22 protein-coding genes are annotated in these 26,068 nt (G+C 46.6%); 9 read left to right on the top strand and 13 right to left on the bottom strand.

Going from position 1 to position 26,068, the window contains the following annotated elements; genetic code table 11:
- Positions 1 to 2 precede the first annotated feature (2 nt).
- Positions 3 to 851, top strand: a complete 849-nt coding sequence (locus BS19_RS02600; protein ID WP_038173158.1) for an ABC transporter permease — start codon at positions 3 to 5, stop codon at positions 849 to 851.
- Between the two features lie 396 nt (positions 852 to 1,247).
- The gene (locus tag BS19_RS02595) at positions 1,248 to 3,713 is read left to right on the top strand and encodes a collagenase (protein ID WP_038173157.1); all 2,466 of its coding nucleotides are present in this window, start codon (positions 1,248 to 1,250) and stop codon (positions 3,711 to 3,713) included.
- 210 nt (positions 3,714 to 3,923) lie between these two features.
- Here the strand turns inward: BS19_RS02595 and BS19_RS02590 are convergent, their stop codons facing one another.
- The 6 genes from BS19_RS02590 to BS19_RS02565 are packed head-to-tail and all read right to left on the bottom strand — an operon-like array spanning position 3,924 to position 10,743.
- Entirely contained in the window at positions 3,924 to 5,552 is a 1,629-nt protein-coding gene (locus BS19_RS02590) for a BatD family protein (protein WP_038173156.1), read from the bottom strand.
- A gap of 2 nt (positions 5,553 to 5,554) precedes the next feature.
- Positions 5,555 to 7,429 (bottom strand): VWA domain-containing protein, encoded by a 1,875-nt coding sequence (locus BS19_RS02585; protein WP_038173154.1) that lies wholly within the window; start codon positions 7,427 to 7,429, stop codon positions 5,555 to 5,557.
- On the bottom strand, positions 7,422 to 8,390 hold the full coding sequence (locus BS19_RS02580) for a vWA domain-containing protein (protein ID WP_038173153.1): 969 nt from the start codon (positions 8,388 to 8,390) through the stop codon (positions 7,422 to 7,424). Before BS19_RS02580 ends, BS19_RS02585 begins: the two co-directional genes overlap by 8 nt.
- Positions 8,383 to 8,856, bottom strand: a complete 474-nt coding sequence (locus BS19_RS02575) for a DUF4381 domain-containing protein (protein ID WP_038173152.1) — start codon at positions 8,854 to 8,856, stop codon at positions 8,383 to 8,385. Before BS19_RS02575 ends, BS19_RS02580 begins: the two co-directional genes overlap by 8 nt.
- Before the next feature lie 2 nt (positions 8,857 to 8,858).
- Positions 8,859 to 9,785, bottom strand: coding sequence for a DUF58 domain-containing protein (locus tag BS19_RS02570; protein WP_038173151.1), 927 nt, complete (start codon positions 9,783 to 9,785; stop codon positions 8,859 to 8,861).
- Between the two features lies 1 nt (position 9,786).
- Complete coding sequence (locus tag BS19_RS02565; RefSeq protein ID WP_038173150.1) at positions 9,787 to 10,743, bottom strand: AAA family ATPase; 957 nt, start codon at positions 10,741 to 10,743, stop codon at positions 9,787 to 9,789.
- A gap of 376 nt (positions 10,744 to 11,119) precedes the next feature.
- On the opposite strand from BS19_RS02565, the gene BS19_RS02560 reads away from it, so the two are divergent.
- The 3 genes from BS19_RS02560 (at position 11,120) to BS19_RS20685 (ending at position 13,497) form a co-directional block, all read left to right on the top strand.
- Entirely contained in the window at positions 11,120 to 13,033 is a 1,914-nt protein-coding gene (locus BS19_RS02560) for a methyl-accepting chemotaxis protein (RefSeq protein WP_038173149.1), read from the top strand.
- A gap of 80 nt (positions 13,034 to 13,113) precedes the next feature.
- Positions 13,114 to 13,314: a hypothetical protein gene (locus BS19_RS02555; protein WP_038173148.1), complete on the top strand. Its 201-nt coding sequence runs from the start codon at positions 13,114 to 13,116 to the stop codon at positions 13,312 to 13,314.
- A gap of 60 nt (positions 13,315 to 13,374) precedes the next feature.
- Positions 13,375 to 13,497 (top strand): hypothetical protein, encoded by a 123-nt coding sequence (locus tag BS19_RS20685; RefSeq protein WP_038173147.1) that lies wholly within the window; start codon positions 13,375 to 13,377, stop codon positions 13,495 to 13,497.
- Between the two features lie 69 nt (positions 13,498 to 13,566).
- Here BS19_RS20685 and pyrC read toward each other — a convergent pair whose 3' ends face one another.
- Together pyrC and BS19_RS19735 are read right to left on the bottom strand one after the other, a co-directional pair.
- Positions 13,567 to 14,595, bottom strand: coding sequence for a dihydroorotase (pyrC, locus tag BS19_RS02545; protein WP_038173146.1), 1,029 nt, complete (start codon positions 14,593 to 14,595; stop codon positions 13,567 to 13,569).
- A 159-nt stretch (positions 14,596 to 14,754) separates the two neighbouring features.
- Positions 14,755 to 14,913 (bottom strand): YqaE/Pmp3 family membrane protein, encoded by a 159-nt coding sequence (locus tag BS19_RS19735; RefSeq protein WP_038173145.1) that lies wholly within the window; start codon positions 14,911 to 14,913, stop codon positions 14,755 to 14,757.
- 247 nt (positions 14,914 to 15,160) lie between these two features.
- Here BS19_RS19735 and BS19_RS02535 point away from each other — a divergent pair, with 247 nt between their 5' ends.
- Complete coding sequence (locus tag BS19_RS02535) at positions 15,161 to 16,981, top strand: hybrid-cluster NAD(P)-dependent oxidoreductase (RefSeq protein ID WP_038173144.1); 1,821 nt, start codon at positions 15,161 to 15,163, stop codon at positions 16,979 to 16,981.
- A 72-nt stretch (positions 16,982 to 17,053) separates the two neighbouring features.
- Here the strand turns inward: BS19_RS02535 and BS19_RS02530 are convergent, their stop codons facing one another.
- Positions 17,054 to 17,935: a DMT family transporter gene (locus BS19_RS02530; RefSeq protein WP_038173143.1), complete on the bottom strand. Its 882-nt coding sequence runs from the start codon at positions 17,933 to 17,935 to the stop codon at positions 17,054 to 17,056.
- A 100-nt stretch (positions 17,936 to 18,035) separates the two neighbouring features.
- Here BS19_RS02530 and BS19_RS02525 point away from each other — a divergent pair, with 100 nt between their 5' ends.
- The gene (locus BS19_RS02525; protein WP_038173142.1) at positions 18,036 to 18,824 is read left to right on the top strand and encodes an AraC family transcriptional regulator; all 789 of its coding nucleotides are present in this window, start codon (positions 18,036 to 18,038) and stop codon (positions 18,822 to 18,824) included.
- 184 nt (positions 18,825 to 19,008) lie between these two features.
- Here the strand turns inward: BS19_RS02525 and BS19_RS02520 are convergent, their stop codons facing one another.
- The 4 genes from BS19_RS02520 to BS19_RS02505 all read right to left on the bottom strand — a co-directional run bounded on the left by BS19_RS02520 (position 19,009) and on the right by BS19_RS02505 (position 23,690).
- Positions 19,009 to 20,031, bottom strand: coding sequence for an ABC transporter permease (locus BS19_RS02520; protein WP_038173141.1), 1,023 nt, complete (start codon positions 20,029 to 20,031; stop codon positions 19,009 to 19,011).
- Positions 20,032 to 20,045: 14 nt separating this feature from the next.
- Positions 20,046 to 21,074, bottom strand: a complete 1,029-nt coding sequence (locus BS19_RS02515) for an ABC transporter permease (protein WP_038173140.1) — start codon at positions 21,072 to 21,074, stop codon at positions 20,046 to 20,048.
- The gene (locus BS19_RS02510; protein ID WP_038173139.1) at positions 21,071 to 22,579 is read right to left on the bottom strand and encodes a sugar ABC transporter ATP-binding protein; all 1,509 of its coding nucleotides are present in this window, start codon (positions 22,577 to 22,579) and stop codon (positions 21,071 to 21,073) included. Before BS19_RS02510 ends, BS19_RS02515 begins: the two co-directional genes overlap by 4 nt.
- A gap of 85 nt (positions 22,580 to 22,664) precedes the next feature.
- Positions 22,665 to 23,690, bottom strand: a complete 1,026-nt coding sequence (locus BS19_RS02505; protein WP_038173138.1) for a substrate-binding domain-containing protein — start codon at positions 23,688 to 23,690, stop codon at positions 22,665 to 22,667.
- A 403-nt stretch (positions 23,691 to 24,093) separates the two neighbouring features.
- Here BS19_RS02505 and BS19_RS02500 point away from each other — a divergent pair, with 403 nt between their 5' ends.
- Positions 24,094 to 25,071 (top strand): sugar-binding transcriptional regulator, encoded by a 978-nt coding sequence (locus BS19_RS02500; protein WP_038173137.1) that lies wholly within the window; start codon positions 24,094 to 24,096, stop codon positions 25,069 to 25,071.
- A gap of 9 nt (positions 25,072 to 25,080) precedes the next feature.
- Entirely contained in the window at positions 25,081 to 26,067 is a 987-nt protein-coding gene (locus BS19_RS02495) for an aldo/keto reductase (RefSeq protein ID WP_038173135.1), read from the top strand.
- Position 26,068: the final 1 nt, after the last annotated feature.

Here is a 26,068-nt window from a genome sequence, read left to right as displayed (position 1 = left end):
TTATGGCTTTACCTGCATATTGCACTAGAGGGGAGCGAATGGCTTATTACGCTTACCTGACACTTTGTAGTTTGGTATTTTTCTTTTTAATTGCACCCATTTTAATCATCATACCTTTATCTTTTAATGCCACACCATATTTTACCTTTACAGAAGGAATGCTGAGCTTAGACCCTGATGCCTATTCTGTACGTTGGTATCAGGATATGTTCTCTAACAGCCAGTGGTTAAACGCCTTAAAGAACAGTACGATAATTGCGTTAGCAGCGACATTAGTCGCGACATTTTTAGGCACGTTGGCGGCGATGGGGTTATCGTCCAGTAAACTGCCAATGCGGAATGCCATTATGGCTTTGCTCATTTCCCCAATGATAGTACCTGTGATTATTTCAGCCGCCGCGATGTATTTCTTTTACACCCGACTTGAATTGTCGCAAACCTTCGTAGGGATTATTCTCGCTCACGCGGCTTTGGGTACACCATTCGTTGTTATAACAGTTACTGCGACATTAAGCGGCTTTGACCAAAGTTTGGTGCGCGCAGCGTATAGCCTAGGCGCAAACCCTGTTTATACCTTCCGTCATGTTACTTTCCCTTTAATTCGTCCAGGCATGATTTCTGGAGGTTTGTTTGCATTTGGTACCTCATTTGATGAAGTCGTTGTCGCGCTATTTATTACAGGTACTGAGCAACGAACAGTGCCAAGGCAAATGTGGTCTGGGATAAGAGAGCAAATCAGCCCAACTATTTTGGCTGTAGCGAGTTTACTTATCTTGATGTCGGTATTGCTGTTGCTTACGTTGGAGATGTTAAGAAGGCGAAACGTGCGGATAAGAGGAATAGTCGAGTAGTTCATACTTGTGACTTGATGGGCCCTGAAGCGATTTGGTGTTAGTTCGAGTAAATACATCTTCCCGTGTTGTGGTGAATAAGAATTGCGCAAGTATTCTTATTCACCACTTTTCATTTTTGTGGCACGCTAATTTTATCAATTTGCTATTTACCAATAGTTTATCGCTAGTTCAGCCTTAATCACTTAGCAAACTACTTTTAGTGCGAACTAACGATTAATACCCGAAGTCTTACATTCTGATACTTGATAATTTAAATGTTAACAAGTTGTTTCTTACTGCGTTTTCCATCCATACAGTGAAGTCAGCTATTACAAATGTGATGAGCGGTGGTGATGCCAAGTCGTGATATCAATATATCGGCATCTAGAAACAATCTGACATAGAAGAATTAAGATGGAACTTAAGAAATTATCAATTGCAGTGGCTAGTTTTTTAATTAGCGCAAATGCACATGCTGCAAGCCAACCGACACCTCAAGTGCTTGACCGATCGTTACAGCATGATCACAAACTTGAGCATGGTGTGGAAAATCAGACTCCTGAATATTCCCCAACTAAACAAACACTTCAACAGCCTCAACCCGTAATGCGAGCATTAACCTCAACCTTAGCAGAAGGCGTTGCGGTGGTATGTGATGTGGAAGCGTTTGCGACTTCCTCTAGTAGCGCTCTGATAGCGGCGATTACGACGCAAGGGGCTAACTGCGTAAACGAGCTGTTTTCGGCGGAAAGTCAAGTGCAGGAACTGGCGTTTGAGTCGACTAATATGTTCAATGTGGCTAAGCATGTGACGACTTTGGCGGCGGGCTACGCAGGGGGTGGGAGCGATGACCTAGAAGCACTGTTCCTATATTTACGTGCTGGCTACTATGCGGAGTTTTACAACTCTAATCTTGATTTTACGACTTCGGTGCAGCCTGCAGTGAAAGAAGCGGTAGATGCGTTCGTGAGCAATAGCCACTTCTACGACAACAATGATCGTCATGGCGCTGTATTAAATGAAGTCATCATTACCATGGACAGCGCTGGGCTACAACATGCGTACTTTAATGAAATAACCCAATGGTTAACCCGCTGGAACTCTGAGTATGCGCAAAGCTGGTATATGCGGGGTGCGGTGAACGGTGTGTTCACGGTGCTGTTTGGTGGGCAGTGGAATAATGAGTTTGTTGCAACTATTGCTAATCACTCTGAATTAGCCAAAGCGCTAGGGGATTTTGCCCTTAATCAATCCACCATTGGGGCGGATGATGAATTTATGGCAGCAAACGCTGGTAGGGAGTTGGGGCGTCTATCCAAATACCCAAGTGCTGATTTTCAAAATGTGGTGAAGGAGAATCTAACCAAGATATTTGGCCAATATGAAATGTATGGATTCGGTGACAGTATCTGGCTTGGGGCTGCTGATACGACAAGTTATTATGGCGAATGTTCAGATTATGGTATTTGTAATTTTGAAACCGATCTTAAAAAGCTCGTACTATCACAAAATTACATCTGTAGCCCGACGGTTAGAATTCTATCACAAGGCATGACAGCGGCTCAGCACCAAGCCGCCTGCGACAAAATGGGATACGAAGAAACCTATTTTCATGGTGTGCTCGAAACGGGTAACCAACCCGTGGCGGATGACCATAATACTCAGCTACAAGTGAATATCTTCGACTCAAGTTCGGATTACGGAAAATACGCAGGGCCAATCTTTGATATAAATACCAATAACGGTGGTATGTATTTAGAAGGTACTCCATCTAGTCAGGGAAATATGCCTAATTTCATTGCTTACGAAGCCTCGTATGCTAATGCTGATCACTTTGTATGGAACTTAGAGCATGAATACGTCCATTACTTAGATGGAAGGTTTGACATGTATGGTGGGTTTAGTCATCCAACAGAGAAAGTTGTCTGGTGGAGTGAAGGTGTTGCTGAATATGTCGCGAATGAGAACAATAATCAACGTGCATTAGAAACCATACTCGACGGCTCTACATATACACTTGGTGAGATCTTTGAAACCACCTACGACGGATTTGATGTCGATCGAATCTATCGTTGGGGTTATTTAGCGGTGAGATTCATGTTTGAACGTCATCAAGACGATGTGAATCTAATGCTCGTCGAAACTCGTCGTGGTAATTGGACAAATTACAAAGCGATTATCAACGGTTGGGCGGTTCAATATCAAAGTGAATTTGAGCAGTGGCAGCAAGAGTTAGTGAATGGAGGAGGTAATCTTCAACCAATCGCAAGTATAACCGCAGTGAGCGGGGCAAAAGTTAATGAGACCATTTCATTTAGCAGCGCAGACAGTAAAGACCAAGACGGAGAGATTGTCAGCTATTTGTGGGACTTCGGTGACGGTTCGACAAGTACGCAGGCCAACCCAACCCATCAATTCAGCAAGGCGGGGACTTATACGGTCAGTTTAATGGTGACAGACGATGATGAAGCTAGTGATAGTGTGGTTGTTAGTATTGAGATTAGCCAGCAAGGAGACAATATAAACCTGCCGACTGACTGTGCAGTTAGAAGTAAAATCAGCGCAGGGCGATTGACCCCAGGTGTACCAGAGTGTTTGGCAACGCAATCAGAAATATGGTTAAGCATTGCAGAAGTTAATGAACATCAATCGATGTTTATTACTACGGCGAATGGGACGGGTGATCTTAAGATTGAATACAGCAATTATGGTTGGCCAAATACTGAAAGTTCAAACTTACACGGTTGGTCCAATAATGCAGGCAATGGAGAGTGTATTGCTCTCAACTATCAAAGCAATTATTGGGGGTATATAAAAATTTCAGGGGAGTTCGAGAACGCTGCAATCGTAGTTGATTTCGATACGCAAAGTTGTCGCTAATTACAGTCAACATAATCTTAGAGTATCAGTAAAACGTTGAAGAGCCGATTGTGTGCAAATCGACCATCGTGAAAACGGTGGTCGATTTTTTGATGGGAGGACATAAAGAAATGTATTGGGAGCGCATTGTAAGCAGGTATAAAGGCTAACCAATTTTTCACAAGTGATTACCGTAAGCTTATCAGCAGAAGATATTGACCTTAGCGTTTTTTATAATGGCGCAAGGGTGGCGTCTTTTTTACGCTTCGGTTTACTTCGTTCCCCACGTTTGATCAGCTTAATCAGCGGTTTGGCTTGCCACGGCTGCTGCTTAGCGCCAAAGCGATGTTGGTTCATGGTCGCGATGTGCTGTTTGATCTCGGTGAGTAGTTCCGGATCCAGATGTTGATGCGCTTCTAACCACGAGTTGAGTAGCAAGTTTGCGCGCACGAAATCTTGTTGATTAAGTGCATTGATCAGTGATGGATCGGCGTCGTGAGTGTGGTCTAACTCAGTGACGGCGCGATGTGCAGACGGTTTCTTTAAGTAAAGCAGTACCGTTGCAACCCACAGCAAAGCAAAAAATGCCGTTAAGTAGGGCCAAAAACCCGCTTGATAGACCGTCACGGTTTCGGTTTGTGGCGTCGCTGGCATAGCAGGGAGAAGCGCGCCAATGTTGGCGTCATTTCCTGCGGCGACATTGAGCTTGAGTCCGTTTATCTGTGCGGTTTGCGGCTGTTTATTCGCGCTATCCCACCAATCTAGAGTGAGTGAGTCCATCGCGATTTGACCGGTTTTTTGCGGGAGCAACACGTGTTTAAGCGTCATACGTGTCGTGCCATCGGCAAGCTGACTGAACTGAGGCTTTTGCTGATAAACGCGCAATGCATCGGAGTAGTCTGCCGCCAGCTCGGGAAAACGTTCAGCGGGTAATCCACTAATATCTAACGTAATTTCTCGACTGATTGACTCGCCGACTCGCGTATCATACGTATCGGTCGGGTTGATGTTGTTTCCTGCCGAATCGAGCCAACGTTGAGAAAGAGAAAGTTTTGCTGCAGGTAGCCACTCGCCTTGATATTGCTCAGGTATTGGCAGCACGGTGAGGGTAAAGGTGTCTGCTGGAGTATTGGCAGAGACGAGTTTGGTCGTACCACGACGATCGTCGCCATAGATAATGTTGCCAGTAAAGCCAATGCCACGAACCGTATATTGACCCACTTTATCGGCAGTGACACGATAGTTTTGGTCGACGACGGTCACTTCAACACCATCAACAACGCTTTGATATTGATTTGGCTCACCTAGCGCGGTGAGTGATACGCCATCGGCGCTCGGCGGGGCAATGCGTGCGTTTTGCAGTCGGCGAGGGTCGGTTTTGACAATCAAGCGCGTGGTTAATGTGGTGCTTTCGTTTGGGTAAAGCTCGCGTTTTTCAAGTTGGCTTTGTAGCTCAACCAGATCGCTTAATACAGGCTCGTTACTGTCCATCGTGACTTGAATGGTGATCGGCTGTGATTGGGCATTATCAATAGTAAACGCCGGAATCGTCGCCTCGCCTAAGCGTTGTGCGGCCAGACTAATATTCCATTCACTACGCGTATTTCGATCACCATTGATGATATTGACTGAGCTACCAAAACTCGGCCGGCCGACATAAAAATTCTGTTCGAGTGAGCTTAGATCGATGGCGTCTGAAGCGACTTTCTTATCAACCACGATGCGCAGTTGAAATACTTCATTTTTGACGACCTTATTTTTGCTCACTGTGGCAACAACCGTGGTCGCCCAAGTATGGGAGCTCACGATAAATAGTGTGGCTGCAAGGAGTCTGGCAGCGAAGCGTTTGAGCAGTTTCATGCTTACCATTTTTTACCTGTATCGTTAGGTGGTTGTTTCTGTTTAGCTTGAAGCAGCAGTTGGGCGCGCAGCAAACGGCTTGGGTCTCGCGCATCTTCGACTTGCTGTAACTTACGTAATTCTGGATCTAGTGTTGGAGATTGAGATTGAGATTGAGATTGAGATTGAGCGGTTTCAGCGTTTGGCTCATTTTCATTTTCTCCTTCCCCTTCCTTATCGCCTTGAGTTTGCTCAGAGGCGGCCGCTTCCTGCTCATTTTGACCTGAAGTTTGCTGCAGATTATCTTGATCAGTCTGCGATGACTGTGATTGACTTTGCTGTTGGTCATGTGGCTCATCGTCGGCCTGTGGCTGATCATTATCTGTTTGAGATTGTGACCTATTACTCGCCTGCGTATCGGCATCTGAATCACCCGATGAGGATGAATTTTGCTCTTGACCTTGTTCATCAGACTGGTCATTTTGTTGCTGTTGCTGTTGCTGTTGCTGTTGCTGTTGCTGTTGCTGTTGCTGTTGCTGTTGCTGTTGCTGTTGCTGTTGCTGTTGCTGTTGTGCCTGTTTAACAACGTCTAGATTGTGCTTTGCATCTTGATGATCGGGCTTTTGCGCCAGAATGTCTTGATACAACGCTTGCGCTTTATCTAATTGGCCATCTTGCGCATAGGCGTTGGCGAGATTATAGCGACTGTCGATGTCATTGGCGTTTTGCAGTGCTTCGATCGCGGCTTTGAAATTGCCAGCTTGATAGTGCGCGGCGGCTTGCCAACGTTTATCTGTAAACTGCTCAGCCGCTTGTTGATGTTGTCCTGACTGATACAACTGCCACGCCTGCTGATCTTGATTGAGCCAAGCAGAAGCCATTACAGGCGTTGGGTTAAACAACGGCAAAGTAAACAATGCTAGGCTGAACAGCAGCCCACGTCTAAATAGCCCTAGCGCCGCGATTAACAACAGTGGCAGCAACCAGTAACCTTGATTAACGCGTTCGGTTAAGCTTGGGTTGCTTGATGCGTTTGCTGCTTGTTCGACATTTTGCGTACGAGCAATGATTTGTTCGACATCACGATTAGTCACTTGCACCGGAATAAAGCTACCGCCAACTTGGCTGGTGAGCGAGCGCATATTATCAAAGTTTGATTTGGCTACCACAGGTTGACCATTATCTTTGGTCATTAATGAGCCATTACCTAGCGGTATTGGTGCGCCGCTGCGGGAGCCAATGCCCAGTAGGGTCAAGCGCCATGAAGAATCGCTAAGTAAGTTAACGATGTCGTCACGTTCTTGATCATCAAGATCATCGGCAATCAGAATAATATCCCCTGCAGCTAGGCCAGTATTTTTCATCATCTCGATGGCAAGCGCCACACCACGCGCCGCATCCGCGCCGGGGTAGGGCATCAACTCTGGTGATAAGGTGGGCAACAGATTTATGATGGTCTGGCTATCATGGGTCATGGGCGTGACACGATACGCATCTCCAGCATAGGCAACCAGTCCTGTGCTGCCTTCTTGCCAACCGTTGAGCATGTCGGTCAATTTAAAGCGTGCTTGAGTCAGACGGTTTGGCTTGATGTCGTTGGCGTACATCGACATAGACATATCAAGCACAATCACGCGCGCACTGGTGTTGGAGAAACTCGGGCGTGATTGCTCGCTAGCACTTGGCCCGGCAAGCGCTACGATGGCGATGATCCCACTTAACGCAATCACGCTGCGCAGCGTCGAAGATTGAGGAGTCGTGGTGCGGTTCATCGCTTGGGTAAGGTGCGGCGCAATAAGGCTTTTGCTGCGGCGAGTTTTACCTAGCCATAACATCAACCCGATCCACGGGATCAGTGCGGCGAACCACTCAGGATAGAGAAAAGTAAAATTAGACACTGTTCCTCCTAAGGATCACGATTGAGGTTAATAAAATCAATGCGATAGCCAAAGCTAGGCCAAACCACTCTTGTTGTGGACGCCAAGTTTGGGTCGCTTGGCTAATCGGCTCTAGGCTATTAATGGTGTCGTAGATTGTGGCCAGTTCATCGGCGTTTCGTGCGCGGAAATACTGGCCGCCCGTCAACTTCGCGATCTCAATTAAGCTTTTCTCATCCAAATCTTGCGCGGTATTGACTTTACGCGTCATGAAAAACTCTTTCACCATCATCTCACCTGCGCCAACGCCGATGGTGTAGATGGTGGCGTTGTACTTGTTGGCTATTTTGGCCGCTTCAATAGGGTCAAGCACGCCAGAGGTGTTGCTCCCATCACTGAGTAAGACCATGACTCTTTGCGGAGCATCGCTGTCGATGAAGGTTTTGGTCGCCAGCCCGATGCCTTCACCAATGGCCGTTTTATCGCCAATAAGGCGCAGCACTAAGCTGTCGACTTGCTCTGAAATGGCGGCGCGATCTAAGGTTAACGGGCTCTGAAGATAGGCGTGGTCAGCAAACAACACTAAACCAAGCCGATCGCCTTGGCGCTGCTGAGCAAAATCACTTACGACGTGTTTCATTGCGCTCAGACGATCAATATAGTCATCGCCTTGGCGCATATCTTGTTGACTCATTGAGTACGACAAATCGAGTACCAGCATTAAATCTCGATGTTTAGGCTGGGTCGTAACGGGTTCTCCATACCAAACTGGTCTGGCGCATGCTATCACTAACGCTAACCAAAATAGACCAGACAGCACTTTGACCGTTAGGTGGCGCGGCAGTGATAATTGAGCGTTTTGCGGTACGTAGGCAAGGTGAACTTTCGCCACCTTTTTAAGTGGCGGCGTGACACGATAAATAATCATCGGCAGTGGCAGCATAATAAAAGCCCACCACCAAACGAAGCTAAGATTAGCCACGTTTTACTCTCCTTTTCTTCGGTGGTAGTGCTTGTTCGACCCAATCACTACAATGTTGCACCAATTCAGTTGCGTTATTGACTGGCTGTTTACTGTATAAGGCGTGTTGCCAATGGTCATAGTTGTCGACAAAGCACGGTGTGGTGAGATGGCGATCAAGAAAGACATACCACTCTTTGCCCGTCAACTGAGCGATCTCTTCGCGGGGGAAGTAACACAGTGCGGCCTGACGAACTAACTCAATCGCCTCAGACGGTTTTTGACCACGAGCGAGTAGACGCAAGGCGGCTTTTTTCGGTGCCAAGCGTTTTTTATTCCAACGGACTAATAGGCCGATGATAAGCACAGTAAAAATAACCCCAGCTACCAAGGCCCACCATCCCCAGGCTAAAGGTAACCACGCAGGTGGCTCTGGTAGGTGAAGTGCGTTCAGGGGCAGAAATGAAGATTGACTCTCTGTGCTCATAATTAAAATCCGTGTAATTGTTTTATTAGCGGTATATCGCTGCTTAGAGTTGAAAACGAGATGCCCATTTTCAGTGCCAGCTGTTTTAGGTAAGTTTGTTGTTGTTCAAAGGCTTGAGCGATACCGTGTCGAGTCTGCTTCGCGGCAAAATCAAGCCAATGGCTTCCTTGCTCACTGGCCACGAGCTCGTTGCCTCGAAAATCGGTATTGCCCAATTCCAGTGGGTCGGTAATTTGAACCATGCGGACTTGGTTATGCTGATTTAATCGGCTGAGTGTGGACTCATCTTGTTGGTTAAAGCGAGAGAAATCGCTCAATAAAATGATCTCGCTCCCTTTTGGACAGAGTCGATTGAGCGATTGTAAACCGTGACTAAAGGGTTGAAGTTGTGATCTGTGCTCGTTAAGGCCCTCGTTATGCTGGCTGACCAAGGATTGAATCAGCGTCAGCGCGCCTTGAGTTCTGGCGCTCGGTTTCAGCTCAATCCGCTTGGTTCCAGTATCGATGACAGCGCCGATTCGATCCCGTTGAGCGACACTTAGCCAAGTAATTAAGCTTGCCATATGCGCCATTTGCACTGACTTAAACATCAATGTTGAGCCAAAATACATACTGGGTGAGAGATCAAGCAGCAACACAATGGGTTTTTCGCGCTCTTCACAAAACAGTTTCGTGTGCGGTTTTCCGGTGCGCGCAGTGACACGCCAGTCAATCGCTCGGACATCGTCTCCTGCTTGATACTGACGCACTTCGTTAAAGTCCATCCCGCGGCCTAATTGACGGCTATGATGTTGCCCTAGCATTTGCGACCACAGGCTTTTTCCCGGCGGCAACCAGTGAACGGACTGCTGCTTATAATTGATCAACTCATCAAGGGATAAGTTGACTCCGTCACTGTGCGGCGGCAAGGCACTCGCTACTTCGCCCATCTTATGCGCTACCTACCAACGAAAGCAGTTTGGTGATGACTTGGTTTGGCTTAATCCCCTCTGCTTGAGCATGATAGCTAAGCAGTAAACGGTGACGTAGCACAGGAAAGGCCATCGCCTGAACATCTTGAGGACTCACATAGTCGCGCCCATCAAGCCATGCGTATGCACGTGCACAGCGATCCAGTGCAATGGTCGCTCTTGGACTGACACCCATTTCTAACCATTGCGCTAGTTCTGGGCTGTATTGCTGCGGTTGGCGGGTGGCCATAACGATGCGAATAATATACTGCTCAATGCTTTCTGCCATATGAATATCGAGCGCAGACTGCCTTGCCGCAAAGATCGCTTCTTGACTGAGTACTGGCGGCGTTTGGTGTTGCTGACCTTTTGCTTCGCCACGGTTAAGGCGCAGAATGTCGAGTTCGCTTTGTGCATCCGGGTAATCGACATCAAGGTGAAGTAAGAAGCGATCCAATTGCGCTTCTGGGAGCGGGTAGGTGCCCTCTTGCTCAATCGGGTTTTGAGTTGCCATCACCAAAAACAGCTCGGGCAATGGGTAAGTTTGACGCCCAGCGGTGATCTGTTTTTCAGCCATGGCTTCAAGCATCGCCGCTTGCACTTTTGCCGGTGCGCGGTTGATCTCATCGGCTAAGATCAGCGAGTTGAAAATCGGGCCCGCTTGAAAGGTAAATTCACCACTCTCGGGGCGGAAAATATCGGTACCGGTTAAATCGGCGGGCAGCAAATCTGGTGTGAACTGAATACGGTGAAAGTCACCTTCAATACAATCGGCCAGTGATTTAACCGCGCGCGTTTTGGCAAGCCCTGGTGGCCCTTCAACCAAAATATGTCCATCGGCCAACAGGGCGACGAGCAATTGATTCACCAGCTCACCCTGACCAATAATCTGGCTATTAAGATAGTCACGCAGTTGCTGTAGAGCTTGTGAATTCATGATTGTCGTTCTCCTCATTTTTTCACTTAGTGGCTATCAGGAACCAAAAAGTTCCCCCACATTTCCTTGCTTAAGTCAGACTGCGGTAAATATCGTCAGCGATATTCGCCATCATCGACACAAGTGCAATCATTTCAGTACGTTAAAATATGGGGTTAAAAATCGCAGATCCAATGCTTCAATGTTGAAATCTTGGCTTTCTTGACCTTTATTTGTTATTGGAGCGGTCGATAAATAAATTTGTATTATGTCATTAAGAAATCATTGGCCGTGCCGATACATCAGTTGGATTGCACAACTTCGAAGACTTGCTGCAGGTTAAGGCGAGTTAATCCATCTTTGACACAATACCTAAAAGCTTGAAAAGGCAAACAGAATGAAACTGAATTCAATCAGCATAAAACAGAAAGTGGTTGCAGGCATCACCTTTGCGGTACTCGCCTCAACCATCATCGTTGGGGTTATGGCTCAACGTCAGGCTCGTACGGTGCTTGAAGATCGATTAATCAACTTAGAAGTGCCCGCCACACTTACTTCAATCAGTGGTCAAATAGACGATGAAGTGCGTCAGCTGTTAGCGGCGGCTAAACAACTAGCCGACAACGAGTTCATCAAGCAGGCCATCGATACCACCACTATTTCGCCAGAGGCTGAAGCGCGTCTGATTAAGCAACTTAATAATATGCGTGCCCAGTACCAACTGAATGATGCGTCGGTTGCCAACCGAGACACCGCGTACTACTGGAACCAAAATGGCTTTTTACGTCAGTTGAATCAACAACAAGACGGCTGGTTTTTTGGTTTTAAACAGTCCGGCAACGCGACCTCAGTGAGCATTTTCCAAGAAGCCAATGGCGATGTAAAAATGTTCACCAACTATCAAAACCTCAATGGCATGTCGATGTCTGGTTTATCAAAATCGATGGATGACATGGTGGCCCTGCTGAATGGTTTTCAAATTGAAGAGACCGGTTTTGTCTTTTTGGCCGATGGCCAAGGGCAGGTACAAATTCACCGTGATAGCAGCAAAGCGAAATCAACGCTGTCCAAGTTGTTTGGCAGCAATACGTCTACCTTACTCGATAAGTCAGATTTCAACTTGATTGATGCTGTGTATGAAGGCCGAGACGTATTAGTGGCAAGCAGCTATATTCCCTCGATGAACTGGTTTGTTGTTGGGGTTATTCCGGTTGATGAGGTTTTCTCAGAACTCAACCAAGTGGCAAAACAGATGATGATCACTACGATCGTGGTCGCTGGGCTGTTTATTATTATGGGCATCTTCCTTGCCAATGGTATTGCACGTCCGATTCGAGCGATTGCCGAGCGTTTTGCTGATTTAGGCAAAGGTGATGGTGACTTGTCACAACGCATTGAGATCAAAGGACAAGACGAAATAGGCCAATTGTCTGAAGGCTTTAACGGTTTTATTGAGAAAATTCATCAATCAATGAAAGAGGTTGCTTCGACCAGTAGTGCCTTGCAGTCAGCAGCTGATGGCGTCTCGAGCAAGTCTCATACTACATACAACAACAGCCAGATTCAGCGTGACCAAACCATCCAAGTGGTGGCTGCGATTAACCAAATGGGTGCCACCATCAGTGAGATTGCCAGCAACGCTGCAACAGCAGCAGAAACCGCGTCTCAGGCATCGGATAACACTCAAGATGGCCAAAATGTGGTCAGCAAAGCCAAAGAGGCGATCAGTCGCTTGGCAGTTGATATTGAAAATACCGGTCAAGTGGTTGAGCAATTAGCTTCGACGACTCAAGAAATTGGTTCAATTCTTGATGTTATTCGCGACATTTCAGAGCAAACCAACTTGTTAGCACTCAACGCGGCCATTGAAGCGGCGCGCGCGGGTGAGCAAGGTCGCGGCTTTGCGGTCGTGGCCGATGAAGTTCGTAACCTTGCCAGTCGCACCGCTGATTCAACCGAAGAGATCCAGAAGATGATCAACCAGCTTCAAGGTGACGCGAAAGACGCCGTTTCAGCGATGGAAGCGGGTAAAAGTGTTACCGGTGAAGGGGTATCGGCTTCCGACGAGGCGGTTGAAGTCTTGGTGCGTATTTCAGAGCGTATCCACGATATTTCGGATCGCAATACCCAAGTTGCGACTGCAACCGAAGAGCAGTCTACGGTGGTGCACACCATCAACCAAAATATTGAAGAGATCAACGCTATCAACGAGGTTACCACCGGCACAGCTGAAGAACTCGCGGCGGCAAGCTCGGAGCTTAAAGAGTTGTCTGAACGCCTTGACCGTATGGTGGGCAGTTTCAAACTGTAAAGCGTGACCTAAACTGGCATAACTGGGGCTAAGTGGGTAAACTTAGCCCCAGTTATTTTGTAAATAGGGTAAGTGAGATCATGAGCGATTTCGAGAAAGAGCTTGAGCAGATGTCTCAGGAAATGGGTGATGAGCCTGAAGTGGCGCTACCATCGCTTGAAGAACAGAAGACAATTGCACAAGAGCTGAAAAAACTTGAAGCACAAGGCAAACTGACACCGGAAGTGCTTGAGCAATATTTTGGCAAGTTTCACACAAAAGCGAATACGCCAATCCATTAAGCGCATTAGACACCGCTTTAAGGTCGCGTATGCGGCCTTTTTATCGCCTTGGAGCGTGTTATGTTTATAGTTTATCGTCTGATTAAGTTAGCGATCATTTGTGCGCTGTTCTTTACCATTTATGACTTTATCGCCTTTGGTGAGATTACCTGGGTTGAGCGTTTATTGAGTCAACTGTCTTAACGTGACGTTATTTGCGTTGCAAACAAAACAGCCACCAAGCGGTGGCTGTTTTGTTTTTATGCGCTTACGCTATTTAACCGTCCACGCAATCGTCTCACCGGCGCGAATCGGCACTACAACATCTTGACCAAATGGCATAGTGTCAGCCACAGACCATGCCTGCTTGCTTAATGTGACGCTGTCACGGTTGCGTTCAATGCCGTAGAAGTCTGGGCCATTATGACTGGCAAAGGCTTCGAGATTGTCCAGCTTGCCTTCTTGATCAAACACCTCAGTATAAAGCTCTAGGGCGGCGTGAGCGGTGTAAGACCCCGCACAACCACAAGCGGCTTCTTTCATGCCTTTAGAGTGTGGCGCAGAGTCGGTACCCAAGAAGAATTTGTGACTGCCGCTGGTGGCAGCTTCAATCAGCGCTTGCTGGTGGGTATTGCGCTTGAGGATCGGCAAACAGTAGAAATGAGGCTTAATACCGCCAACCAGCATGTGGTTGCGGTTGTAAAGCAAGTGATGCGCGGTAATTGTCGCGGCGACGTTGTCGTTAGCGTTTTTCACGAAGTTTGCAGCATCGGCGGTGGTGATATGCTCAAGCACAATTTTTAAATTCGGGAAGTCATTGACGATTGGCGCAAGCACTGTGTCTAAGAAGGCTTTTTCACGATCAAAGATATCGACATCGTGAGTGGTTACTTCGCCGTGAACCAATAGCAGCATGCCAACTTCTTGCATCGCTTCGAAAACAGGGTAGATGTTTTTCGCTGACGTCACACCTGAGTCTGAGTTGGTGGTCGCCCCTGCGGGGTAGAGCTTGGCCGCGACAACGGCACCTGAGGCTTTCGCCTTGCGAATCTCATCTGGCGTAGTGTTGTCGGTAAGATAAAGCGCCATCAGAGGCTGAAATTGTTCGCTTGGCTTTTCGGCCATAATACGATCGCGATAGGCCAGTGCCATCTCGGTGGTGGTAACGGGTGGGACCGTATTGGGCATGATTAGCGCGCGTCCGTTGTAGCGGCTAATATCACGAACGGTATCCTTAAGAACCTCGCCGTCACGTAAGTGAACATGCCAGTCATCAGGACGTGTGATTGTAAGTGTTGTCATTGTTGCTCCCACCATAAATTGAGTGATCCGATTGGAGCCTAAACAGGGCGAAAGCTGAAAAAGCAAACGCTTACGTTTAGGCGACAGGATGATAGAGCAAACGCGGGTCTATTTCACCCTTTTTATTGTGAGTAACCTTTTATTGCTAGAGGGATTCGCTCAGCGCACGGTTAACCACAGTGCGTGGATAGAGCCCGGGACAAAGAAGATCAAGGTCAAGATAAGGTTGAGCAAAAAATCTTTACCTAGTCCTTTATCAAGAAAAACCGCCACAGGGGGAAGAAAAATACACAGCAGAATCATAATAAGTTTATTCATAGTCGCTCCGAGCGTTTGAGTTCAACGAGTAGTTTGCTTGATTGAGGAGACTCATTGTCAGAATCAAGCCAAAGCCTTCATTATAGATGGCTTTCTTTCACCAAAGGGGATTGATTAACGCTGTTTATCACCATTGAGAAAGACATTTTCACTCATCATATCGCTCAGTTTTAAAGCAACAAAGTGAATAAAATCAAACGAATTTGGGTATACTGGAGCGACAATAATCACAAGCTTAGGATTAGCAATGTCAGCACCACTTCTCTCTCAACTTAATGTTTATCCGGTTAAATCGGTCGGCGGCATCTCTCTTTCTACCGCTTGGGTCGAAAAGCAGGGGTTAATGTTTGATCGCCGTTTTATGCTGGCTCTGGCCGACGGTTCTATGGTGACGGCAAGAAAATACCCACAAATGGTCAAGGTGCAATCAACCTTAACTTTCGATGGGTTGATTTTCACGGCTTCTGGCCATGTGCCTTTGCGTATCCGCTATCCGGAGTTTAAACTTCAGCAAACATCGGCGCAGGTATGGAATGATAGATTTACTGCTTATACCACCACCGACGAAGCGGATGACTGGTTCAGTGCGGTATTAGGTCAACGGGTTGAATTACTGTTTACTGGCGAGCAGTCGAATCGCGTTCGAGAGAAATTAGGCCATAATGTCAGTTTTGCTGATGGTTATCCGTTACTTGTGATCAGCGAAGGGTCGTTACAAGAGCTCAATCGTCGTAGTCCAGAGCGGCATTCGATGGATCAGTTTCGTACCAATCTAGTGGTGACAAATAGCGAACCTTTTGCCGAAGATAGCTGGAAACGTATTCGCATTGGCGATGTTGAATTTGAAGCGGTCAAGCCTTGTGAGCGTTGTATCTTAACCACGGTGGATGTCAAAACGGGCCAGTTTCGACCGACCAAAGAGCCATTAAAGACATTATCGCAATTTCGAGCCAATGAACGTGGTGGGGTATTCTTTGGCCAAAACCTGATCGCTTTGAATGAGGGGATGATTCGTCAAGGTGATACGGTTGAAGTGTTGGAGTATAAAGACAAAGAGTTTTATCCCGACAACAGCCCAATAAAAATTGCCTTGACGTGTGTCGAGCGCGAAGAGATTGCGCGAGACTTTGTCACATTTTGGCTTGAGCCAGCGCATGGTGAAGTGCCAAGCTATCAACCCGGCCAACATCTGCCTATCTCAATTGACCTCAAAGGCGAAACGATTGGTCGCCGCTACACGCTCTCTTCTAGCCCTTCTCGTCCCGGTCGTTTGGCGATCTCGGTCAAGCGTATTGATGGCGGTCGCGTTTCCAATTGGTTGCTCGATAACTTAAGTCTTGGGGATACGCTCACTTGCGAGCAGCCCAATGGCAGTTTCCATCTTAGTGACAATCACCATCATTCCCCGTTATTGTTGCTGTCAGCTGGCAGTGGTGTCACTCCGATGTTGTCTATGCTGCGTTATTTGGCTGATCATCAACAGATTGATGATGTGGTGTTTTATCATCAGTGCCGCAGTGTTGAAGACATTCCCTGCCGCGCAGAGTTAGACGCGTTACGTAAGCAACACCCTGGCCTGACAGTATTAATTTCGTTATCTCAGGCGCCCATCGATTGGTTTGGTCTCAAGGGACGCTTTACATTGTCGCATCTTAAACAGATCAAAGATGTCGAGCAGCGTCAGGTGTTCGTTTGTGGCCCGGATGGCTTTATGCAAAAAGCCAAAAACCTCTTATTAAAGAAAGGTCTACCTGAAGAAAACTACCATCAAGAAGCGTTTGGTGTCAGTGTCGCGACGGCGCAGCCATTAGCCTCGGTGACCATCAGTGTTAACGGCCAAGCATTTAGCGGTGATAATCAAAAGACCTTACTTGAACAAGCTGAAGATGCAGGCATTGCGATTGCTAACAGTTGTCGAGCGGGGCTTTGCGGCGCGTGCAAGGTAACGATAGAGTCGGGCCGAGTCCATCAACCAGAGGTGCCTGCTCTGCAAGAGATTGAGCGTAATAGTGGTCAAGTGTTGGCCTGCTGCTGCGTACCTGAAACCGATATTGATGTGATGGTTTAGCCTATGTCATCGATGTCAGCGTTTTCGTGCTGGCATCGACGACAGAGTCTCTAGAGGCTTATCGGCAACGCCTTAGGCCGCTTGTCTAATCAGGCGGCGAATTTTTAATTGCGATAAGAATACCCCAGAGATCACCAACATCCCACCAATCAAGTGATAGCCTTGAAGCGTTTCTCCAAGCCAGGTTGTTGCCAAACTTATCGCCACTACAGGCATTAAGTTCATGAACATGGCGCTCGATTCCGCCCCAATCAGATCGATAGCTTTCACCCACATCCAAGGTGCAACAATTGAAGCTGCGACCCCCGCATAAGCAATCAGTGGATATGCCTGATGACTTGGCGTAAGTTGCTCACTGGTGAGCCATAGTGGCGTTAACATCAGCAGTGCTAATACACCTTGCATATAAACCATGGTCCAGTTAGGCAGCGCCATCTTCCAACGTTTGAGCAGTACGCAGTAGGTTGCGTAGCATAGAGAGGCAAGCACCATAATGGCGTCACCTTGTGTCACCGTTTGCTGAAAGAAAAAGGTCACATCGCCTTTACCAAGCATAAACGCCAGCCCTGCCAGCGCAATCACTCCGCCGGCAATACTTAGCGGTGAGATAGTTTTGCTAAGCAAAGGGACGCTAATGAAGATGGCAAACAGTGGGACTAATGAGCCAATCAAAGCCATGTTTGAGGCACTGGTTGTTAACCCAGCGTAGTAAGATAGTGATTGGTTGAGCACCATGCCGAGCAGCGCGAGAAACGTAAGTTTGGTTAAGTTCACGCGAATAACCCCCCAGTGTTTGATAACACTCGCTAAGCAAAATGGGCTAAGTAATACCACCGCCACTAACCACCGATAAAAACTCATCGCACTGGGCTCAATGACGTCGGCGGCCATTTTGTTGGCAATTGCATTTCCGCCCCAAATCATGACGGTGAATAGCGGAAGAAGATAAACCATGCGAGCACTCTGGCAAATGAATCAGTAGCGAAGAGTTTGGCAGGGCTGTATAATTATATATATCTTTAAAACGACATTGCGCGTCATAGGAAGACAAGTTTTGAGAAAATCGGCCAAACATTTGCACCCTTCGTTATCAATCGATAAAGCACCATCGGATGTGTTTATGAATTTTGAGGCATTTCTGTCCAATACCGAAACGCGAATGCACAGTCACCCATGGGGACAGGTGCAACTGATCAGCGGCGGAATTCTTGAGATGGAAGCAGAAGGAACGCGATTTTTAGCGCCGCCCCACTTGGCGATTTGGGTCCCGGCTGGAGTGAGGCACACCAGTTTTAACCGCAAACCCCTCTCTTATTGCTCACTAAATGTGGCTCAACACTTAACCGCGAATTTTCCCGAACGCACCAGCCTGATTAAAATCACGCCGATCGTCTCTGCCATCGTTGATGACTTTCGTCAACGCGAGATCAATGTTGCCGATAATGAACAAGACAAACGATTAGTTCAGGTCCTGCTGGATCAGTTGGCCACTCGTGATACTCAGCACCATTTCTTGCCGTCTAGCGATCATAAATACCTTTCAAAAATTTTAGCCGCGGTAGAAGAGAATCCCATCGACAATACTAGCTTGTCTCAATGGGCAGAGCGAGTGCACACCACCGAGCGTACGTTGGCTCGGCACTGTCAGTCAGAACTTGGGATGAGCTTTACCGAGTGGCGATTAAGAGTGCGTTATCTCTATTCGATGGATCTACTGCGTAAGGGCCACTCGGTTAAAGAGGTCGCCCTGACGCTTGGTTACAATCAAGCAAGCCCGTTTATCGCGATGTTTAAAAAATACTCCGGGCAGACCCCTGAGCAATATAAAAACCGCTTACTTTAGAGAGGTGAGAACATAACAAACAAATCTTTGTTATGTTCGACCAAACTAACAAACCACCCCACGTACACGACATTTGCAAGTCCATAAGTTTGAAAAATGATACTGCAGTTCTTCCTCTATCTGTTCTGCATTTCAATTTCTGCTTTCATCTCGAATATAATGGAAATACCAGCGCTTTAGAGTATTACCTCCTACTCACCAGATGGTTGGATGCAGCAGCAGCCAGAAGTGCTCCGCCAATCACTAGGGTTTGGTAGTACGCCGGAACAAGCGTTAGCATACCTACCGTCAGAGTCATAATGATTAGAGCACCGATGAATGAGCGCAGTACTTTTCCTTCTCCGCCGCTGAATGCTGTACCACCAATCAGTACAACAAGAATAGCGGTTAGCTCCATGCCATCCCCTGAGAGAGGATCGCCAAGGGACATAAAACTAGAGCGGGCGATACCAGCCAGTGCTGCAGTTGCACCAACAATTGAATACAGGGCAAACACCACTAAACCCGTTTTAATTCCCGATAGTTTTGCTGCAGTAGGGTTACCACCTGTTGCGGCAGCGTATTTACCTAACAAAGTGCGATTTTGTAGGATGATGAGCAACGCAGTCACACCAACCGCTACCCAGAACGCCATTGGTAATCCCAGTAATACAGCATCGCGGCCATAATCATTAAACCAAGCTGGCATTTTTATATCGCCCATAGACTTGATCGCAGATACGCCATCCTCGACCAAAAGAAGAGCGACACCTTTATAAAAGCTTAACGTAATCAAGGTGGCAATAACGGGGGTGATGTTAAATTTGACTACGAGAAGTCCGTTGATCGCTCCCAATAGTACGCCGCAAAACACGGTAATCGAAAATGCAGCCCAGAATGGCACGCCATTGATAGCGAGCATGGCATAAATAACAGCGGTTAACCCCATGGTACTACCGACCGAAAGATCGATATATCCAGACACCATGAGTAGCGTGAACGCTCCAGTTAAGACAAGTAAAGGAGCAGAGACGCGCAAGATATTGATGATATTTTTCTTATAAAGAAAGTTACCGCGCTCGAAAAGTGCGTACTGATCTAAGTTAACGCTACTCAGGATCACGACGATAGCAGCCAGAACAAAGTAGATGTAATAGTTACGAATAAACTCTGCGGCTTGGTTGCCGAATGTTGGTGATGAGTTGAGTGATTTAGTAGTTTCAGACATAACTTACACCTTGATTATTTATTTCGTAGGGACAGAGCCCACGTTTGAGCGGTAATTGCTAAGAACACTGCCACAGCTCTTAGAATAAATTGCCAATCCGGAGAAAGGGTTAAGCCGGTCGCAGCCGACGTCACGACGGCAAGAATAATGGCGCCGAAGAACATCCCGATTACAGAACCGAATCCGCCTGCAATGGCAATACCACCAAGTAGTGCGATCACTAATGCGTCGAACTCCATCAGAAGACCACGATTAGAGAAGCCAGACTTGAATTCTGAAGAGAGAAGAATACCTACAATGCCTGCAACTAACGCGCTAAACAAATAGAGATAGGTAATGTGTTTAGCGTTATCAATACCAGAGAGCTTAGCTGCTTCTGGATTAGCTCCAATCCAGTAGGTGATTCGTCCAAAAACGGTCTTTCTCTCGATAAAGATGGCGATAAAGAAAAGGATTAACATGAATAAGACCGGGAACTGCATAGAGGTACCGAACACTTTTAGATTACCTAGAATGCCAAATTCGGCAGGTAGGTTCGTGTTTCGTTGTGAACCTTCAGTGATAACCTGTGCAATACCACGTGCGACCATCATAGTGCCGAGAGTGACTATGATTGACGGAATTCGAAACTTCACAACGAATAGCGCATTCAGCCCGCCGATAGCAAGCGCACCTAATAAAGCGCCTGAAACTGCTAACCAATAAGGTAATCCAAGTCCACTAGAGAGGGAGCTGGCCCCCGTTGCAGATTGAGCAAACCATACAGATAAAACCCCAGATAAAGCAACAATACCACCGACGGAAAGATCAAAATTCCCTGAGATAAGGAGGAATGAAACCCCGATACCTAATGAAATGACTGCCCAGTTATTGGTAACCAAGTTCATCATGTTTTGTACTTGAAAAAAGTTAGGCACGAAAACAGAGGCGACCAAAAAAAGCCCGATGGCAACGATGGCAACCAGTGATGTGATGTACATTTGATCACTCACGCGTCGGTATTCGACAGGTGAGTGATATGGTTTGACTGATGTATTCATCATACTACTTCCTCTAAACCACCCGTAGCGGCGTTTAAAATATAGTTGGTATCGATATCCGACCCGTTGTTAATTTCCGATACCAGTGAGCCTTCATAAAGTAAAAAAATACGGTCACAGACTCCCAGTATCTCCTCTAATTCAGTGGAGAAGACGGCGACTGAATTCCCTTCGCTGGCTAAGTTTTTAACTAGGTCGTAGATCTCTTTTTTCGCGCCAACATCGACACCACGAGTTGGCTCATCTAGCAGTAGAAGCTTCGCTTGAGAGAATAAACACTTGGCAATGACGATTTTTTGCTGGTTGCCACCAGACAGTTTTTCCGTATGCTTTTCGATGGAGCTTGTCGCGATAGAGAGCTTTTCCACGTAGTCGATAGCTGCGTTGAGTTCATCTTTCTCTCTGAACACACCGAAATCGGACATTCTAGGTAAGTTCATAACCGGAATGTTTTCTCGGATAGTCAGGTTGGTAAACAAACCTTGAGTTCTGCGCTCTTCAGGCACTAAAGCTATTCCAGCGGCGATGGCTTCGCGTGGAGATTTCCCGACATCTTTCCCGTTTAACCGGATGGTGCCTGATGATTTATCGGCTCCGAAGATAGCTCGGGCTATCTCTGTTTTTCCTGCGCCAACAAGGCCGTAGAAACCCACGATTTCACCTTTCTTAATGTCGAAGGAAATGTTTTTAAGTCGATGATTACTCAAGCGTTGAACGGACAAAAATATTTCGTCAGTGATTGTATCTCGAGGAGAGTAATCATGTTTGATACTGCGGCCAATCATCATGTTAATAAGCTCTGCGCGGCCATTAACCTCTGTCATTGCCTTGGTCGCTATGTGTTTACCATCGCGCATGATGGTAACGCGATCACCTAGCGAAAGGATTTCATCCAGTTTATGAGAGATATAAATGACCGTAACGTTTTGCTCTTGTAAGCGGCGAATTACCGTAAATAATCGTTCAACTTCTCGTTCAGACAGTGCAGCAGTGGGTTCGTCCATAATGATGATATTTGCTCCAGAAGAAGCCGCTCGGGCAATTTCGACAATCTGTTTTTGCGCCACACCAAGTGTCGAAACTCTGACGTGAGGGTTGATAGAAGGTTCAATGGTCGCAAGCGTACTAACTGCCCTTTTTTCTAAATCGGAGCCCACCAAAAAACCAAACCAGCTCTTTTCCATGCCTAAGGTTAAGTTTTCAAGAACAGTCAGTTCATCGACGACATGTAGTTCCTGAAAGAGGGTAGCGATACCTGATTCTCGTGCTGACTGGGTACCATTGGGTGTGTATACCTTGCCATTAACTTTCATCGTACCTTGCGTAGGTTTGATAGCGCCGGTAATCATTTTCACTAGTGTCGATTTTCCTGCCCCATTTTCGCCAATCAGACAATGGACACTACCGGGTTCGATTGAGAAACTGACGTCATTAACGGCTCTGACGCCGGGGTAATCTTTGACAAGCCCCTCAATGGAAAGGGCCGCTGTTGTATTTTGACTATTCAAGATGATTTCTCCTAATCACTGAGATTTTTGAATATTTTTTATTAGGAGGAGAGGCCAGCGGTAATCTTGCTGACCTCACATAGGGTTAGTTGTTAAACTGATTTTTTAGCCATTGTTCTGCTTCGGGTTTAGGCATTGACCAGTATGAAATTGTGTATGCATCGTAGAAGAACTCTTGTGCTTTATCGCTTCTCGGTGCGACTTTCTTATTGATCACGTCCATTACCAAATCGATTCGTCCACGAGCAGTTTCGATTGGTGGTAGGCCCATCGACAATTTCAGGCTTGATTCATGATCGTAAATCTGACCAAATTCCACCGAGTCGAAGTCTACGCTGGCGACAATCTCAGTGACAGGCTTACCATTTTTGAACTTACCGCGCCCAAGTTGATTCAGACCAGCCATTGTGCCAACGGTTAGATTTGAAGCCTCAGAGTATATGAGGTTCACTTCAGGTTGCTGAGTCAGTAGGTCGACAATGATTTGTTTCGCAGCTTCTTGGCCACCACTCGCATCCAGGGCCCCTAAGTTTTTCGCATTCGGCGCAACGGAAAGGACACCTTGAGCAAATGGGTTCGTGCGCCCTGAGGTTACTTCGGTATGGTTCGGCCAACCTAGTTGCACCATTGCTATTGGTTTATTCGGGTTTGCGGCCATCCACTCTTTAGCCATTTGAGCACCCATCTCGAAAGATACCGTAGCTTCATCGCTACGAGCAGTTGGGATACCAGTATCGGTAATAGGACTAAAGAAAGAGGTCATCGCAATGTTTTCTTCCAGCGCTTCGATGACACCTGGAGTTGCTGCTTCGCCATCCCAAATATGTAAGGATGCGCCGTCAAATGCACCCGCCGCAACTTGGTCAACGTTTTGCGTCATGACTGCAGAATCGGCTTTACCGTCAAAAATGACTACCTCCGCACCATATTTTTCTTTCGCATAACGTTTCGCTTCTGTGGCTTGTGACTGGTGGAATACGTTAGACAAGTCTGAAACGAAAAATGCAATTCTTTCATTAGCTTGTACTGTGGCAGCGAGGCTTGAAGCGACAATCATACTCGTAGCAATAAGTCCTTTGTTAAATAGATTCTTTAAAGTCACTGACTTCATAATTTTCTCCATTTTCTATTTGGTATTTACTCGTCGTCTTTGAAGCAACAGCTGCTTTTATTGCGTTGAATAACATTCTTCATTAGCTGTCAAAAGCAGTACAACACGTCCTTCTCATTGAAGTGAATTATCTTTCACAATGTTGAAATATATTTCACGTGTTAAAAATTAGTGAACAAAATGTAAATGGTCAATAGTATATCGATACGATTTGTATCACTTTGATTGGTAATTGTGATCTTGCGCACCTTAATGGTTAAATTGATACGATTGGTATCGTTTTTACTTGCAAGAGTGGCTTTTTGTGATTATTTTTTACTCAGATGAAATAAATTTCACATATCAATAACATTTGGTGTTAATTGAAATTCATGTCGCTGAACCTATAGCAAAGGTACGCGCAATGAATGAAGGTAGATATATGACGATGAACGAGCGTGACGACATTCTGAGACAAACGGCTAAGATCCTAACCTTACGTTATATGGAGAACCGCAGTCAGTCGGACATTGCGAAGCAGCTTGGGTTATCTACTGCCAAGGTGAATCGAGTCATTAGGCAAGCACATAATGATGGTTTAGTTGAGATAACACTCAAGCTTCCTCAAGAGAGAATGCATAGTTTCGAACAACAACTGATCAAAATCTTCGGCTTAAAGACTGCAGTTATTCAGCCTAGTCTTAGTAAAGACGATGCGGTAATAACGCAGCAAGTTGCGCAAGCTACAGGTGAACTATTAATCGAAACCGTCAAACCAGACAGCATCATCTGTATTAGTGGCGGTAAAACCATGGCTCAGATTGTAGAGCAGATCAAACCAATGAGCTTTCCCAAGGTACGCGTCGTTCCTGCGACTGGCGGTATTCAAGGGCACCACTATACCGACGTAAATTATTTAGCGTCGAAGCTGGCTGAGAAACTCGGTGGAACAAGTACTCAGCTACACGCCCCCTTATTTGTCGATACTGATGAGCAACGCGCTCTTTTAATGGAAATGCGCAGTGTTAAAGAAGTGCTTGATCAAGCAAGAAATGCAGATATTGCTCTGGTGGGTATTGGTTCAGTCGCTCATGAGAGCGACAGTTATTACGACTTGCGGACGCTGAGTGGTCATCAGACGGAGGCGTTGTCGAGTACGCTGTGCCAAGGTGAAATCCTTGCACATTTATATGACGATGATGGCAGGACGTGCGCGGATCATTTAAACCGTAAGCTGATTGGATTGAATCTAAAAGAACTTGGCAACGTTGAACACAGTATTGGTGTTGCTGCAACTCACTCCAAAGTGTCCGCGATGTTAGCAGCGCTGCGAGGTGGATTGATTAATGGCTTAGTCTCTGATGAAGACACAGTGGCAAGTGTTTTGGAACAAGCAGAATAGGGAACAATTATGCAAACAAGAGAAATTGGTAACTCAGGTATTCAGGCGTCTGTTATCGGGTTAGGTACCTGGGCAATGGGGGGCTGGATGTGGGGTGGCACAGATGAAAAAGCCTCTATTGAAGCCATCAATGCGTCTCTAGATAGTGGTGTTTCTCTTATCGATACTGCCCCAGCGTATGGCTTGGGCGTCTCAGAAGAGATAGTAGGAAAAGCGATAAAAGGTAAGCGAGACAAAGTGGTGCTCGCAACCAAGTGTGGATTAGTTTGGCATACCAACAAAGGTAATCACTTTTTCGATGAGAAAGGGCAGCCAGTACATCGTTACTTGGGAGCTGACGCTATTGAATTCGAGGTCGAACAGAGTTTAAAACGTCTACAAACCGACTATATCGATTTGTACATCACGCATTGGCAAGATCCAACTACACCAATTAGCGAAACCATGCATGCACTGGAATCACTAAAACAGGCAGGGAAAATTCGAGCAATAGGCATTAGTAATGCGGGTAAAGCGGAACTTACCCAGTATCAGGCAGCAGGAACGGTTGATGCGGTGCAGGAAAAATACAATTTGATTGAGCGTCAATTGGAGCAAACATTGCTGCCAGAGACGGTAGCATCAAATGTCGCGTGTTTGAGTTACTCATCTCTGGCGATGGGCTTATTAAGCGGAAGAGTGAGTCCTGAGCGAATATTCACTGGGGACGATCAACGAATTACTGACCCCATGTTTACGGTTAAAAGTCGTCAATGGGTTCAGAAGTTCTGTCAGTCTATCGAGCCGATTGCACAGCGAAAAGGTATAACGGTTGCTCAACTTGTCATCGCCTCGACCTTGCAGCAGCCGGGCATTACCTATGCGCTTTGTGGAGCACGTAATAGTGAGCAAGCGATTGAAAACGCTACGGCAGGAAATGTTCGGTTATCACAAGAAGATGTTGCTTTCATTGATGCTAAGTCTCGTGAGTTTTTTGGCCAATTAGAGTTGGCGTAAA

It is taken from the genome of Vibrio pacinii DSM 19139 (assembly GCF_000711795.1).
GTDB lineage: Bacteria > Pseudomonadota > Gammaproteobacteria > Enterobacterales > Vibrionaceae > Vibrio > Vibrio pacinii.
Note: the sequence above shows the minus strand (reverse complement) of the source record. Positions and strands in the feature narration are given on the sequence as shown.